General features: G+C 65.6%; 17 protein-coding genes. 14 read left to right on the plus strand and 3 right to left on the minus strand.

All coding sequences use genetic code 11. From position 1 onward, the window contains the following. Window positions 1–258 precede the first annotated feature (258 nt). From ACMGT0_RS03060 to gspM, 11 genes are read left to right on the plus strand one after another with little or no spacing between them, the layout of a single operon-like run. A complete protein-coding gene (locus tag ACMGT0_RS03060; RefSeq protein ID WP_241494280.1) occupies window positions 259–759 on the plus strand; it encodes a type II secretion system protein N in 501 nt (166 codons plus the stop codon). Next, complete coding sequence (gene gspD, locus ACMGT0_RS03065) at window positions 756–2,654, plus strand: type II secretion system secretin GspD (protein WP_054059805.1); 1,899 nt, start codon at window positions 756–758, stop codon at window positions 2,652–2,654. The genes ACMGT0_RS03060 and gspD overlap by 4 nt, the downstream gene beginning before the upstream one ends. After that, entirely contained in the window at window positions 2,651–4,114 is a 1,464-nt protein-coding gene (gspE, locus tag ACMGT0_RS03070; RefSeq protein ID WP_416771430.1) for a type II secretion system ATPase GspE, read from the plus strand. The genes gspD and gspE overlap by 4 nt, the downstream gene beginning before the upstream one ends. A gap of 2 nt (window positions 4,115–4,116) precedes the next feature. Beyond that, window positions 4,117–5,328: a type II secretion system inner membrane protein GspF gene (gene gspF, locus ACMGT0_RS03075; RefSeq protein ID WP_416771432.1), complete on the plus strand. Its 1,212-nt coding sequence runs from the start codon at window positions 4,117–4,119 to the stop codon at window positions 5,326–5,328. A gap of 3 nt (window positions 5,329–5,331) precedes the next feature. Then, entirely contained in the window at window positions 5,332–5,772 is a 441-nt protein-coding gene (gspG, locus tag ACMGT0_RS03080; RefSeq protein ID WP_054062085.1) for a type II secretion system major pseudopilin GspG, read from the plus strand. 3 nt (window positions 5,773–5,775) lie between these two features. Continuing rightward, window positions 5,776–6,246, plus strand: coding sequence for a type II secretion system minor pseudopilin GspH (gene gspH, locus ACMGT0_RS03085; protein ID WP_054060911.1), 471 nt, complete (start codon window positions 5,776–5,778; stop codon window positions 6,244–6,246). Beyond that, window positions 6,236–6,613 carry a type II secretion system minor pseudopilin GspI gene (gene gspI / locus ACMGT0_RS03090; RefSeq protein WP_054060912.1) on the plus strand — a complete coding sequence of 126 codons (378 nt, stop codon included), beginning with the start codon at window positions 6,236–6,238 and terminating at the stop codon, window positions 6,611–6,613. Before gspH ends, gspI begins: the two co-directional genes overlap by 11 nt. Then, the gene (gene gspJ / locus ACMGT0_RS03095; RefSeq protein WP_054062086.1) at window positions 6,610–7,155 is read left to right on the plus strand and encodes a type II secretion system minor pseudopilin GspJ; all 546 of its coding nucleotides are present in this window, start codon (window positions 6,610–6,612) and stop codon (window positions 7,153–7,155) included. Before gspI ends, gspJ begins: the two co-directional genes overlap by 4 nt. After that, the gene (locus ACMGT0_RS03100) at window positions 7,152–8,012 is read left to right on the plus strand and encodes a type II secretion system protein GspK (RefSeq protein ID WP_416771434.1); all 861 of its coding nucleotides are present in this window, start codon (window positions 7,152–7,154) and stop codon (window positions 8,010–8,012) included. The genes gspJ and ACMGT0_RS03100 overlap by 4 nt, the downstream gene beginning before the upstream one ends. After that, a complete protein-coding gene (gspL, locus tag ACMGT0_RS03105; protein ID WP_416771436.1) occupies window positions 8,009–9,106 on the plus strand; it encodes a type II secretion system protein GspL in 1,098 nt (365 codons plus the stop codon). The genes ACMGT0_RS03100 and gspL overlap by 4 nt, the downstream gene beginning before the upstream one ends. Next, window positions 9,103–9,567 carry a type II secretion system protein GspM gene (gspM, locus tag ACMGT0_RS03110; RefSeq protein ID WP_054060916.1) on the plus strand — a complete coding sequence of 155 codons (465 nt, stop codon included), beginning with the start codon at window positions 9,103–9,105 and terminating at the stop codon, window positions 9,565–9,567. Before gspL ends, gspM begins: the two co-directional genes overlap by 4 nt. Window position 9,568: 1 nt before the next feature. Here the strand turns inward: gspM and ACMGT0_RS03115 are convergent, their stop codons facing one another. Next, window positions 9,569–10,846, minus strand: coding sequence for an MFS transporter (locus tag ACMGT0_RS03115; RefSeq protein WP_054060917.1), 1,278 nt, complete (start codon window positions 10,844–10,846; stop codon window positions 9,569–9,571). Window positions 10,847–10,964: 118 nt separating this feature from the next. Between ACMGT0_RS03115 and ACMGT0_RS03120 the strand changes: the two genes are divergently transcribed. The 3 genes from ACMGT0_RS03120 to ACMGT0_RS03130 all read left to right on the plus strand — a co-directional run bounded on the left by ACMGT0_RS03120 (window position 10,965) and on the right by ACMGT0_RS03130 (window position 12,538). Then, entirely contained in the window at window positions 10,965–11,864 is a 900-nt protein-coding gene (locus ACMGT0_RS03120) for a LysR family transcriptional regulator (RefSeq protein ID WP_054060918.1), read from the plus strand. Between the two features lie 84 nt (window positions 11,865–11,948). Continuing rightward, on the plus strand, window positions 11,949–12,254 hold the full coding sequence (locus ACMGT0_RS03125; protein WP_081006091.1) for a type II toxin-antitoxin system RelE/ParE family toxin: 306 nt from the start codon (window positions 11,949–11,951) through the stop codon (window positions 12,252–12,254). Then, a complete protein-coding gene (locus ACMGT0_RS03130) occupies window positions 12,251–12,538 on the plus strand; it encodes an addiction module antidote protein (RefSeq protein ID WP_054060919.1) in 288 nt (95 codons plus the stop codon). The genes ACMGT0_RS03125 and ACMGT0_RS03130 overlap by 4 nt, the downstream gene beginning before the upstream one ends. Before the next feature lie 108 nt (window positions 12,539–12,646). On the opposite strand, the gene ACMGT0_RS03135 is transcribed toward ACMGT0_RS03130, so the two are convergent. Next, entirely contained in the window at window positions 12,647–13,093 is a 447-nt protein-coding gene (locus tag ACMGT0_RS03135) for a hypothetical protein (protein WP_054060920.1), read from the minus strand. Between the two features lie 39 nt (window positions 13,094–13,132). Continuing rightward, complete coding sequence (locus ACMGT0_RS03140; RefSeq protein ID WP_054060921.1) at window positions 13,133–13,573, minus strand: hypothetical protein; 441 nt, start codon at window positions 13,571–13,573, stop codon at window positions 13,133–13,135.

A 13,573-nucleotide genomic window follows, 5' to 3' on the forward strand; every position in this document is an offset into this window, starting at 1 on the left:
TAGGCAAGGAATCATCCACTCGTTTTTTTGTTTTTTATTTATGTGGGTTTCTGGTTGTCGTTAATTCATTGGTGTTCTTGAGCGGGCTTCATATAAGGATGTTTGATGCTCCCATCTATATAGGGATTGCATTATCTTGTTCAGTGTTTTTTTGGGGAACTTGTCCCTTAATTTTTTCGTTATTCGAATCCTTGCCGCTATTGGCAGTGATTGCCGTGCCGTTCATGGAATCATCCACTACCCATGGCGTATACGCGGGTGAAGCGTCCTGTGTGGGTTTTGTCGTTTGCGCTGCCATTGGCGTATGGCGCCTGGTTGGCCTGGGATGAGTGGCAGTTTCGTCGCGACCTGCCGAGCATGCCGGTTGCCGCCGTGGTCAGTGCCGCCGTTGCCCCGGTAGCACCGCTCAACCATGCGGCGGTGGCCACGGTACTCGGCTTGCAGCCCCGTGATGCGTTGGCTCGCAGCGCCGAGCCGTTGCAGTTGCGGGCCAGTTTTGTCGCCAGTTCGGGGGCTTCCCGTGCGTTGCTGGCGGGCGCCCAGGGGCAGCAGGTGTATCGGGTTGGGGACAGCCTGCCCGGCGGTAGCGTATTGCGCCGGATCGAAGCCGGGCGTGTGCTGCTCTGGCGCAACGGTCGCGAGGAACTGCTGGCGCTAGAGACGCCGGCTCGAAGGTCATTGTCGCCACTCGGCAATGCGACCCCGGCTGCCGGGACAACCTCCTCGCATCTGCGGCCAGTGCTTCGGGGAACCCCATGAGAGTCCCCAGAGTATTGGCCTCCTGGCGCCTGCTCGCCGGTGGCCTGCTGTTGTCGCTGATGCTGCCGACGGCGTTGGCCGAGGAGCCGCATTGGCAATTGGCGATGAACGATGCCGAACTGCGCGACGTGGTCCGGGAGATGTCATCGATCCTTGGCACCACGGTCGTGCTCGACCCGCGCGTCCAGGGGCGTATCACGGTGCTTTCGGAACAGGCGCTGGATCGCGAAGGGGTACGGCGGCTGTTCTACTCGGTGCTCGATGCGCACAACTTCACGGTGATCGATGAAGGCGACCGCATTCTCATCACGCCGGTGGCGGATGCCCGTACCCGGCCCAGCGATGCCGACAGCCACAGCGCCCAGGCCGGGCAGTTCGTCACCCAGGTGGTGGCCCTGAGCAACAGTACGGCCAGCGATATCGCCGCGCTGGTCCGGCCGCTGGTCTCGGTCAACGGTTATGTCGGTCCCTCGGCCTCGGCCAATGCCGTGGTGATCACCGACGGGGCCGGCAACGTCCGACGTATCGCCAGAATCGTCCGCGAGCTGGATGCCGGTCACAGGCACGCCCATGATGTGCTGTCTCTGCAGCACGGCCTGGCTGCCGACCTGGCGCGGGTGCTGGAGCAGTCCCTGGGCAAGCAGGGCGCCGAGTCGGGCAGCCAGGTGATTGCCGACACCCGCGGCAATCGGCTGTTGCTGATCGGTCCCCAGGCGGTGCGCAAGCGCCTCGTCGAGCTGGCGCGTTCGCTCGACACGCCGGTTCCGGCGGGCGCGGACAATGCCCGGGTGATCCGCCTGCGCTACAGCGACGCCAAGCAATTGGCCGACGTGCTGGATGCCATGGGGCAGGGGCTCGGTCAGGACGTGGCCGGTGTTTCCAGCCGGGACAACCCGGTGAACAAGGCGGTGGTCAAGGCCGACGAAAACCAGAACGCCCTGGTGCTGATCGCCGAGCCGAGCCAGGTCAGGACCCTGGAGGCCATCGTGCGCCAGCTCGACCAGCCGCGTTCCCAGGTGCTGATCCATGCGGCGATCGTCGAGATTTCCGGGGACATCAACGAGGCCATTGGCGTGCAATGGGGCGGCAAGGCCGGCAGTGCCCAGGGAGGCATCACCTTTGCCGGCGCCGGTGTCGTCCTGCCGGGCTTTGGTGGCGCTGACGCCAAGCTGCCCGATGGAGCCGTGCTGCGCGTCGGCAACGACCGTTTCGGCATGCTGGTTTCCGCCCTGGCGAGCAATGTGCGCAACAACGTGCTGTCCACCCCCAGCCTGCTGACCCTGGATAACCAGGAGGCGGAAATCCTGGTGGGGCAGAACGTGCCTTTCAAGAGCGGTTCCTACCAGACCTCCGGCACTGGTAACGACAAGCCCTATACCACGGTCACGCGCGAAGATATCGGCATCAAGCTGAAGATCCGGCCGCACATCAACGAAGGTTCGACCCTGCGCCTGCGGGTCGAGCAGGAGAACTCCGAGCTGGCGCCGAGCAGCGAGGTGACGGATGACCTGATCACCAACAAGCGGGCGCTCAAGAGCACCATCCTGGTGGATGACGGCGAGATCATCGTCATCGGTGGCCTGATCAAGGACAGCGTCCGCAACCAGGAAAGCGGCGTGCCGCTGTTGCGCAATATTCCCTACCTGGGGGCGCTGTTTCGCTGGAGCAGCGAAAAACATGAGAAGACCAACCTGATGGTGTTCCTGCGGCCGACCATCGTGCGTGGCAAGGAGGACCTGGTCGAGGCCAGCACCACCGGCTACAACCGCTTGCGCGAACTCAGCCGGCCTTCGGCGCGCCAGGGCAATTCGCTGCTGCTGCCGAGCGATCCGCAGCGCCTGTTCGATGGCGATGACAGCGCGGTCGACCTGCGTCGACAGCAGGCGGTGCCATGATCGGTCGGCTGCCGTTCGGCTTCGCCCGGCGTTTCGGTGTGCTGCTGGAGCCTCGGGGCGAGGGGGCGACCCTGCTGATCCGGGCGGACACGCCGTTGACCGCGCTGGCCGAGGCACGGCGCCAGCTCGGCCGGGATTGGCCCGTGCAGGAACTCGACGAGGCGGACTTCGCCGCCCGTCTGGCCGCCTGCTACAGCGATGGACAGAGTGCCGCCGAGCAGGTTGCCCAGGGCCTGGACGACGAGCTCGACCTGATCAGCCTGGCCGATAACCTGCCGCCCACCGCCGACCTGCTGGAACAGGAGGGCGACGCGCCGATCATCCGCCTGATCAATGCCCTGCTCAGCGAAGCGGTGCGGGAAAAGGCCTCGGACGTGCATCTGGAAACCTTCGAGCACAGTGTCTCGGTGCGCCTGCGGGTGGATGGTCAACTGCGCGAAGTGCTGCAGCCGCGGCGTGAGCTGGCCACCTTGCTGGTGTCGCGGATCAAGGTCATGGCGCGGCTGGATATCGCCGAGAAACGCGTGCCCCAGGATGGTCGGATCGCCCTGCGGCTGGCCGGGCATGAGGTCGATGTGCGGGTCTCCACCCTGCCTTCGGCCCATGGCGAACGAGTGGTGCTGCGCCTGCTCGACAAGCAGGCCGGACGCCTCGAACTGGCGCGGCTGGGCATGCCGGGCGAGACCCTGGAGCGGTTCCGGCGAATCCTCGGCAAACCCCACGGGATCTTCCTGGTCACCGGGCCGACCGGTTCGGGCAAGACCACCAGCCTCTACGCGGCGCTGAATCATCTCAACGACCGCACGCGCAATATCCTCACGGTCGAGGACCCGATCGAATACCACCTGCCCGGCATCGGCCAGACGCCGGTCAACCCCAAGGTCGAGATGACCTTCGCCCGGGGGCTGCGGGCGATCCTGCGCCAGGACCCGGACGTGGTGATGGTCGGCGAGATCCGCGACCGGGAAACCGCGGCCATTGCCGTGCAGGCCTCGCTGACCGGACACCTGGTGCTGTCGACCCTGCACACCAATAGCGCAGCGGGGGCGGTGACCCGTCTGCTGGACATGGGCGTGGACGCCTACCTGCTCGCCTCATCGCTGGTCGGCGTGCTGGCCCAGCGGCTGGTACGCACCCTGTGTCCCGAGTGCAAGGCACCCGGGCATGCCGATGCGGCCGCCTGCCAGCGTCTCGGGCTGGCGCCGCAGGCCGCGCCGAGGCTGTTCCGCGCCGTGGGCTGTCCGCGCTGCCAGCAGGGCTATCGTGGCCGTACCGGTATCTATGAGCTGATCGGCATCAACCAGGCCCTCGCGCAGATGATCCACAACGGCGTCAGTGAACCGGAGCTGGCCCGCCAGGCCCGCTGCCTCGGCCCCAGCCTGTTCCAGGACGGGCAACGCCTGGTGCTGGAAGGGCACACCAGCCTCGATGAGCTGCTGCGCGTCACGCAGGAGGACTGAGGATGCCGACCTTCGACTATCAGGCCCAGGACGCCCATGGCCGGTCCTGCAAGGGCCAGCAGCAGGCCGAGAGTGCGCGGCATGCCCGGCAGTTGCTGCGTGAGCGTGGTTTGCTGCCGAGCGTACTGAAGCCGGTCCGGGAACGTTCCGGCGTGCTCGGCGGTCGGGGAGCCGGCCGGCGCCTGGGCGCTGCCGAACTGGCCTTGCTGACCCTGCAACTGTCGACCCTGGTCCAGGCCGGACTGCCGCTGGAAGAGGCCCTGCGGGCGGTGGCGGCGCAGAGCCGCAAGCGGCGTACCGCGAGCCTGTTGGCGGCGGTGCGCGATCGGGTGCTGGAGGGCTACGCACTGTCCTCGGCACTGGCCGGCTTCCCCGGAGCCTTTCCCGAACTGTTTCGCGCCAGCATCGCCGCGGGCGAGCGTTCCGGTCACCTGGGCCAGGTGCTGGAGCAACTGGCGCATTACACCGAGGCGCGTCAGCAGGCGCGGCAGAAGATCCAGCTGGCGCTGGTCTATCCGCTGGTCCTGCTGCTGGCGTCGCTGGGCATCGTCGGCTTCCTGCTGGGGTTCGTGGTGCCGGATGTGGTGCGGATCTTCACCGACAGTGGTCGCGAGCTACCGCTGCTGACCCGTGGGTTGATCAGTCTGAGCGAGGGCCTGCGCGACTATTTCTGGCTGCTGTTGCCGGGAGTGCTCGGTCTGGTCCTGCTGCTGCGCGGTGCCTGGCGGCAGCCGGCCCTGCGCCTGCGCTGGCACGCCTGGCTGCTGCGCGCGCCACTGGCCGGCGGCGTGCTGCGGGCCGTGGAAGCGGCGCGTTTCGCCAGCACCCTGGCGATTCTCGGCAGGAGCGCGGTGCCCCTGGTGGATGCCCTGGAGATCTCGGCCGCGGTGATCGGCAACCTGGCGATCCGCGCGCGCATGCGCGAGGTCGCCCGCTCGGTACGCGAGGGCGGCAGCCTGACCCGGGCCCTGGAGCACAGCGGCGACATCCCGCCGCTGATGCTGCACATGATCGCCAGTGGCGAACGCGCCGGCGAACTGGACAGCATGCTGGCGCGTGCCGCCGAGCAACAGGAGAAAACCCTGGCGGCCCGCATCGCGCTGGTCGTGAGCCTTTTCGAACCGGCCATGCTGGTGGCGATGGGCGGCATCGTGCTGCTGATCGTCATGGCCATCCTGCTGCCGATCCTCAGTCTCAACCAAACGGTGAATTGATTCATGAAAACCTCCGCATCCTTTCGGCAACATGGCTTTACCCTGATCGAGATCATGGTCGTGGTGGTCATCATCGGCGTGCTGGGCGCGCTGGTGGTGCCACAGTTCATGGGGCGCACGGACCAGGCCAAGGTCACGGCGGCGCGTACCGATATCCAGGCCATCGGTACGGCATTGGAGATGTACCGCCTCGACAACTTCCACTATCCCTCGACCCAGCAGGGCCTCGAGGCCCTGGTGAACAAGCCGCTGGGTGCGCCGCAGGCGAAGAACTGGAACCCCCAGGGCTACCTCAAGCGCCTGCCGGTCGACCCGTGGGGCACGCCGTACCAGTACCTCAACCCGGGAGCACGGGCCAAGGGCTACGATCTCTACTCCTTCGGCGCCGACGGCATGGCCGGTGGCGAGGAGCTCGCCGCCGATATCGGCAATTGGGATCACTGACCGATGCCGGCGCGCTCGCGTGGTTTCACCCTGTTGGAGCTGCTGGTGGCCATGGTGATCATGGGCGTGGTGGCCGGGCTGATCGGCTTTTCGATGAAGCCCAGTCCGTTGCGTCAGGCCCATCACGAAGCCGGCGCGTTGCTGCAGTTGCTGCAGCATCTGCGCGAGCAGGCCGTGCTCGAAGGTCAGGAATTCGGCCTGCGCATCGATGCCGAGGGCTACCAGGTGGTGCTGTACGAGCGCCCGGAATGGCGTGCGGCCGGCGCCCCCTATCGCCTGCCCGACGGCCTGTACTTTCGCCTGGAGCTCGAAGGACAGCCGCTGAAACTCGGCAACCGGCCGAACCAGCCGCAGTTGCTGCTGCTGAGCAGCGATGAAATGAGTGCCTTCACCCTGCATTACGAAACCGCCCAGCGGCGTTGGCTGAGCGTTTCGGGAGACGGTCTTGGCGACCCGGCCATCGATGAAGGCTGAGGGCGGCTTCACGCTGCTGGAGGTCATGGTGGCCCTGGCGGTGTTCGCCGTGCTGGCCGCCGCGGTACTGTCGGCCAGTGACTATGTCCTGCGCCAGGGCGGCAGTCTGCAGCAGCGGCTGTTTGCCGTCTGGCTGGCGGACAACCAGTTGACCGAACTGCGCCTGCAGGCTTCTCCCGTACCCGGGCGGCAACAAGGGCTGCAGCGCTTCGACGGTCGTGAGTGGCGGTTGAGCCAGACCCTGAGTCCATCCCCCGACCGGCGTCTGATGCAGGTCGAGCTGGAGGTCCGCCTCGGCAACGACCCGCAACCGCTGCATCGCCTCACGGGCTGGTTGCCGATGACCGGGAACGAGGAGGCGCAATGACCCGACAGGCCGGTTTCACCCTGCTGGAACTGGTGATCGCCCTGGCGATCTTCAGCCTGCTGAGCCTGGGCAGTTGGCGGCTCTACGAGGGCCTGCTGCGGGTACAGGCGCAGGTCGCGGACCATGAACAGGCACTGCGCAGCCTGCAGCGGGCGGTGGCTGTGCTCGAACGGGATCTCATGCAGGTGGCCGCCTCGGGGAACTCCCCGGCCTTGCGCCTGCATCAGGGCGAATTGAGCCTGCAGCGGGGCAACTGGCGCAACCCGCTGGGCCAGCCACGCAGCGAGCGCCAGGCGGTCAGCTATCGCCTCGAGGCGCAGCGCCTCTGGCGCCACAGCCGCAGCCCCGAGCTGGCGATTCCCCACAAGCAGGTGCTGCTGGGCGATGTACGCGAGTTGCGCTGGCGTTTCCACGATCCCCGGACGGGCTGGCGCAGCGACTGGCCGGCTGGCGCCAAGCTGCCGCGGGCGGTGGAGGTGACCTTGTCCACCGGGCGTTTCGACGGGATTCGCCGGGTCATCCTGTTGCCGGAGCCAGCATGAGCCTGCCCCGCCAGCGAGGTGTGGCGCTGATCACCGTGCTGCTGATCATGGCCCTGGCGCTGTTGCTGACCGGCAGTCTGCTGCGCAGCCATCGCCTGACCTTGCAGGGCAGCACCCAGCATATTCACCAGGTGCAGTTGCGCCAGTGGGCGCTCGCTGCGGAGGGCTGGGCCGGCCAACTGCTGCAGGGGCCATCGCCGACGCTGATGCGCAACGTCAACCTGGCCCAGGACTGGGCGCAACGGCCGCTACCGTTGACGCTGCCTGGCGTCGAGGTGCGCCTGGACATCGAGGACCTGGCGGGACGCTTCAACCTGACGCCGCTGCTCGCCCCCGGCAAGGCCGATGAAATCGTCCAGGCCCGCTGGGCCCGGCTGCTGGAGCGGCTGGACATCGCCGCCATCGACCTGGCGCCATTGCGGGGCACCGAGGTTGTCGATCCGAGCCAACTGCGCCTGCTGCCTGGCATGGACGAGCCCAGCCTGCGTCGCCTGGAGCCCTGGGTCGCCCTGCTGCCGGGCGAGGCCAGGCTGAACGTCAACACCACCCACGCATTGCTGCTGTCGACCCTGGAAGGCATGACCGACAGCGATGCGCAGATGCTCATCCAGCAACGCCCGGCCGAAGGCTATCCGGATGCCGCTACCTTCGCCCTGGCTTCCGGACTCAAGGGCCGTGGCGTCGCCGTTCATGGCCTGGGCGTAGGCAGCCGCTGGTTTCGGGCCTCGGTCGAGGTCGCGGCCGGGCGCAGCCGACTGCGGCTGGTCAGCGATCTTGAACTCGACCCGAAAACCGGGCGCGTGCGTGTTGTGCAGCGCCGTTTTCTCGCTCCGACCCAAGGTGAACCCTCCCTATGATCCCGTGGCTGTACCTTTACCCGTCAGGGCTCGATGTGCCTGACGAACAGTGGCCGGTCGCCTGCTGGCAGGCGTCTGATGATTGGCGCGACATGAGCCTGGCCGAAGCCGCCGCGCTGCTGGCGGGGAACCCCGTGCGGGTGGTACTGCCGATGGAACTCTGCAGTTGGCTGCGCAGCGAGCCCTGGCCGGGCCGCCGCCGACCGGCCGCCCAGGCGCTGGCCTATGCGCTCGAGGAGCAACTGACGGATGATCCGGACAACTTGCACCTGGCCGTGGGCAGTGCCGATCCGGCTCGTCGTTATCCATTGCTGGTGGTCGACAAGGTGCGCTTCGGCGCTATTGTCACCCTGCTGCAACAGAGGGGGCTGCAGTTGGCGAGCGTGCAGGCCGATGCCGACCTGTTGCCTGCCGACCAGGCCTACTGTGTCTGGTGGGCTGGCCGCTGGCTGCTGGGTGGTGGCCTGACAGCCCGCCTGGCAGTGTCTGAAGCGGCCTTGCAGAGCCTGTCTGCCCGATTGCCGGCGGCGCTTTGTCGGCTGGATCGCTCTCAATCGGCACAGGCCTTCGCACTGTTGAGTTCGGGGCAGGGGACGGAGTTGCTTCAGGGGCCGTTTCGACCGGCCAGTGGGCGCAAGCCGTGGCGGCCGCTGCTGGCGACCCTGCTGGCGCTGTCCGTCCTCTCGTGGGGCTTCTCCCTGGCGCGCAGCCATTATCTGGAAACCCGGGCCGACCGGCTTTACGAACAGAGTGTCCGGCATTTCCAGACGCTTTACCCGGAGCAGACGCGGGTGGTCGACCTGGCGGCCCAGCTCAGGGCGCTCGGCTCTGTGCAGACGCAGCAACCCCGGCAGATGGCCCGGCTGGTGCAATTGATCGAGCAGGTGATCGGTGGCAGTGGCGTCGAGGTCCAGCGTATCGAATACCGCGCCGGCGCGGGCTGGACGCTGGCGTTGACGGCCAGTGACTTCAGCGAGCTGGAACGGCTGCGTGAGCGTGGGCGGCAGCACCAGTTGCCCATCCAGCTCGGCAGCGCGAGCAAGGAGCGCAACCGTGTGCGGGCGTTGTTGACGCTGGAGGAACAGAACGGATGATCAGTCGCCTGCGGATAGTCGCCCTGTTGATCGAACGCTGGCAGCGCCTGGCCCGGCGGGAACGCCAGTGGCTGGCCGGGCTGGGAGTCTTCCTGCTGGCGGTGCTGTTGTTCGGCGGCTTCTGGCAACCGGCGCAGCAACGCCTGGACAAGGCCCAGCGCCTGTACCAGCAACGCCTGGCCCTGCTCGCCGAGGTACAGAATACGCGACCGGCCGCCGCCCGGCTGGATTCGACACAACCGTTGTCGGCCCGCTTGGGTGAGACCGCGCGCGCGGCGGGGCTCGAACTGCAGCAACTGGACCAGGACGGCCAATCGCTGCGCCTGACTATTTCGGGAGAAGCCCAGGCCCTGCTCGGCTGGCTGGAGCGTATCGAGCAGGGCGGAGCGCGGTTGCAGAATCTGAGCCTGGAACCGCGTGATCAGCTCCTGGAGGCGCGGGTGGTATGGCTGGCGCCCTAGCTCAGGAGGCCTGGTTGCTCGCCAGCACTGGCAACCGCGCCAGTTTCAGTGCTACCAGCAAGGCCACCACCAGCAGGCCGCCAATGAACATCCCGATGCCATTCCAGCCCGCGTAGTGCCAGGCCACGCCGCCCAGCGTACCGGCGACGCTGGAGCCGGCGTAGTAGCAGAACAGGTACAGCGATGAGGCCTGGCCCTTGGCTTTCAGGGCACGGCGGCCGATCCAGCTGCTGGCGACCGAGTGCGCGCCGAAGAAACCGAAGGTGAACAGCAGCACTCCGCCGATCACCACCGGCAGCGGCGTGACCAGCGTCAGGGCGATGCCCAGCAGCATGGTCACGATCATCGACCACAGCACCTTGCGCCGACCCAGCTTGTCGGCCAGTGCGCCGATCTGCGCCGAGCTGTAGATGCCCGACAGGTAGACGATCGACAGCAGGCCGACAAACGCCTGGCTCAGGCCGTAGGGCTCGGCCAGCAGACGATAGCCGATGTAGTTGAACAGGGTCACGAAGGCGCCCATCAGCAGGAAAGCTTCGAGGAACAGCCACGGCAGGCCGGCATCGCGGAAGTGGATGGTGAAGCCGTTGAGCAGGTTGCGGGTGTTGAGCCGGCTCGGGCGGAAGTTGCGCGACTCCGGCAGGATCCGCCAGAACACCGTCGCGGCGATCAGCGCCAGGCCGCCGATCACCAGTAGCGCGGTGTGCCAACTGACGAAGTCGATCAGCACGCCGATGATCAGCCGCCCGCTCATCCCGCCGATGGCGTTGCCGCCGATGTACAGGCCCATGGCGAAGCCGATGTGCCGGGGGTGGATCTCTTCGCTCAGGTAGGTCATGCCGACCGCGGCCAGGCCGCTCAGCGACAGGCCCACCAGCGCACGCATGAGCAGCACACCCTGCCAGTTGGGCATGAAGGCACCGAGGATCGTGAACAGCGCGGCACTGAACAGCGCGACCACCATCACCGGCTTGCGCCCAAGGCTGTCGGAAATCGGCCCGGTGATCAACAGACCGATGGCCAGCATCGCGGTGGCGACCGACAGGATCAGGCTGCTCTGGGCGGCATTGATCCCGTACTCCTTCGACAGCACCGGCATCATCGGTTGCACGCAGTACAACAGGGCGAAGGTCGCGAAGCCGCCGCAGAACAGCGCCAGCACGGTGCGCATGAACGCCGGGGTGCCTTTTTCGATGTAGGTGTCGCTGGGGCGGGGGGCAATAGCGTCGGGGACGTCGGGGGGAACTTCGTGAGCGAGGGGAGCGACAGCAGTTTTCACGGTGGACCTCGGGAGGTGCATTCGGTCAGGCAGTGAAAAAATCATATAGCTGGCTAAATATTCTTTCCAATATATTGTTCGACCTGTTTGATAGGTTTAACGACTTAATGAGGTGCCCATGGAATTGCGTCATCTGCGCTACTTCATCGCCGTCGCCGAAGAGCTGCATTTCGGTCGCGCCGCAGAGCTGCTGGGGATCTCCCAGCCGCCGCTGAGCCAGCAGATCCAGGCGCTGGAGCAGGAGCTGGGGGCGCGTTTGTTCGAGCGGACCAACCGTCGGGTCGAACTCAGCGAGGCGGGTCGGCTGTTTCTCGAGGAAGCCCGGCTGGTGCTGGCGCAGGTCGACAAGGCGGCGGATGTGGCCCGGCGTGCCCAACTGGGCGAGCTGGGTGAACTGAAGATCGGTTTCACCTCGTCGGCTCCCTTCAACTCGACGATTCCCCAGGTGATCTTCTCGTTTCGCCAGGCCTACCCGGCGGTACACCTGAACCTGCAGGAAATGAGCAGCAAGAGGGTCGCCGACGCGCTGATGGATGAGTCGATCGAGGTCGGCCTGATGCGTCCGCTGGCGTTGCCCGATGCCCTGCATGTGGTCGAGTTGATGCGCGAGCCGCTGGTGGCGGTGCTCAGCGCCAAGCACCCGCTGGCCAATGGCAGCGAGGCGGGTCTGCACCTGTCGGAGCTGGCGCAGGAGCCTTTCGTGTTCTTCCCGCGCAGCTATGGCAGCGGTCTGTACGCGCAATTGATGACCCTGGCGCGGCAGGCCGGCTTCAGCCCGCACTTCGCCCAGGAGGCGGGCGAGGCGATGACCATCATCGGGCTGGTGGCGGCGGGTCTTGGGGTTTCGGTGTTGCCGGCGTCCTACCAGCGCATCCGCATCGATGGCGTGGTCTACCGGCGCCTGCTCGACCCGGACGCGATCTCCTCGGTGTGGCTGGTGCAGCGCAAGGACCAGAAGTCGCCGATGGCCAAGGCGTTTGTCGAGTTGCTGACGCAGCGGGCAACAGAGAGGGTTTGATTCTGCTGGGTTCAGTAGAGATTTCAGACGGGGAGCGCTTATTTGGCTGATCTTTCTGGTGTAGCCTTTGGGCCACACTAGGCCATGATGGAAATTATTCGAAGTGCGGCATTTTCCGAATGGCTCAGCATGTTGCCTGACAGTCGTGCACGGGTTCGCATACAGGTTCGTATCGATCGTATGGCCGACGGCAACTTTGGTGACGTGAAGTCAGTGGGTAAGGGACTGAATGAGGTCCGAGTCGATTATGGGCCAGGTTATCGGGTGTATTTCACTTATCAGGGTCATCATTTGGTGATCCTTCTTTGTGGCGGAGATAAAAGCAGCCAGCGCCGCGACATCAAGCAAGCTTCGCTGATTGCCAAGGCCTGGAGAGAGTCGAGAACATGACTGAGCAATTCGCAAAATGGGATTCAGCCGAGTACCTCAAGACTGCAGAGGACATGGCCAATTATCTGGATGCCTGTATGGAGGAGGCCGGTGACGATCCTGCTTTCATAGCCAAGGCCTTGGGGACGCTCGCCAGGGCGCGTGGCATGACGCATGTGGCGCGTGAGTCGGGGCTTTCTCGTGAAAGCTTGTATCGCGCCTTGTCCGGTGAGGGTAACCCGGAGTTTGGCACCATCCTGAAAGTGGTCAGGGCCTTGGGACTCAAGCTTCACGCTTCCACCTGAGTGTGTCGAGTGGCGTGAATGCCCTGGCGCTGGCATTGGCCTGCTGGCGGTGGTGTCGTGATCGACACCACCCACCGGTTGTTACCAACTGACAGCCTTCACTGCCGGTTACTGCACCTTCGACAGGTCACCCTTGAGCGCTACGCCACCGATGAATGCGCCTGCATGGCACTCGTAGGTGGTCGGGCTCCTGGTTTCGTTACGCTTGTAGTAGCTGACGATATTGGTCACCGCGTTCGCCCCGGCTTTTTTCGCTGCGTCGTGCAGGGTGATCAGTGCCGACTGCAGGGCCCAGGCGCAGGCTTCCTCGTCGCTCTTGTTGAAGGCGTTGGTCTTCTTGTTGGTGACCGCGCCCGGGCTGACTACCGTGACCTTGCCCTTGGGCGTGTTGCCAGCCAGGTAGAACTTGACGCTGCCATCGATCTTGCCGGTGCTGACCGCTTCGGCCACCACCTTGTCGAATGGCAGGTTCAGCGTAGTGTCGCGCGCCTGGCTCAGGCCTGGCAGGCAGCACAACAGCAGCGCGGCAGCGGCGGCCCAGGTTTTTGTCTTCATGGTCAACTCCTTGTTTTGCGATGCACGGAAAAAACGTGGTTACTGGCTGATCGGCTGCGCCTCGCCGACACCGATGGCGCGAGCGGTGCTCTGGGCATCGTGGTCGCGCAGCTCACGCAGGATGCCCTTGTCCAGCAGGCGCACCCAGCGGATGTAGTTCTTGTGGATCTTGCCGTCCTTGTAGTCCATGCCGCTGCTGTCGCGGTAGGCGATGTTGTAGCCGCTGGCGCTGTAGTTGATGTCGATCTCGACGTGGAATTTCTCGCGCACGGTGATCTCGGCCTGGATCTGCGACGGGTTGACCCGCTGCACGCTCCACTTGCGCTTGACCAGGGTGGTGAGGATCGCCTGTTTCATCTGCTCCTGGCTGGTCTGGATCTCGGGCGTGACGGTGCGGGTCGGGGTGATGATCTTCTTGCTGGTGCAACCGGCGGTCACCAGCAGGGCCAGGGCGATCAGTACAACGCGAAACAGGGACAT

Origin of the sequence: Pseudomonas sp. RHF3.3-3 (assembly GCF_048069595.1) — a bacterium.
In the GTDB taxonomy this organism is placed as follows: Bacteria; Pseudomonadota; Gammaproteobacteria; order Pseudomonadales; family Pseudomonadaceae; genus Aquipseudomonas; species Aquipseudomonas fuscovaginae_B.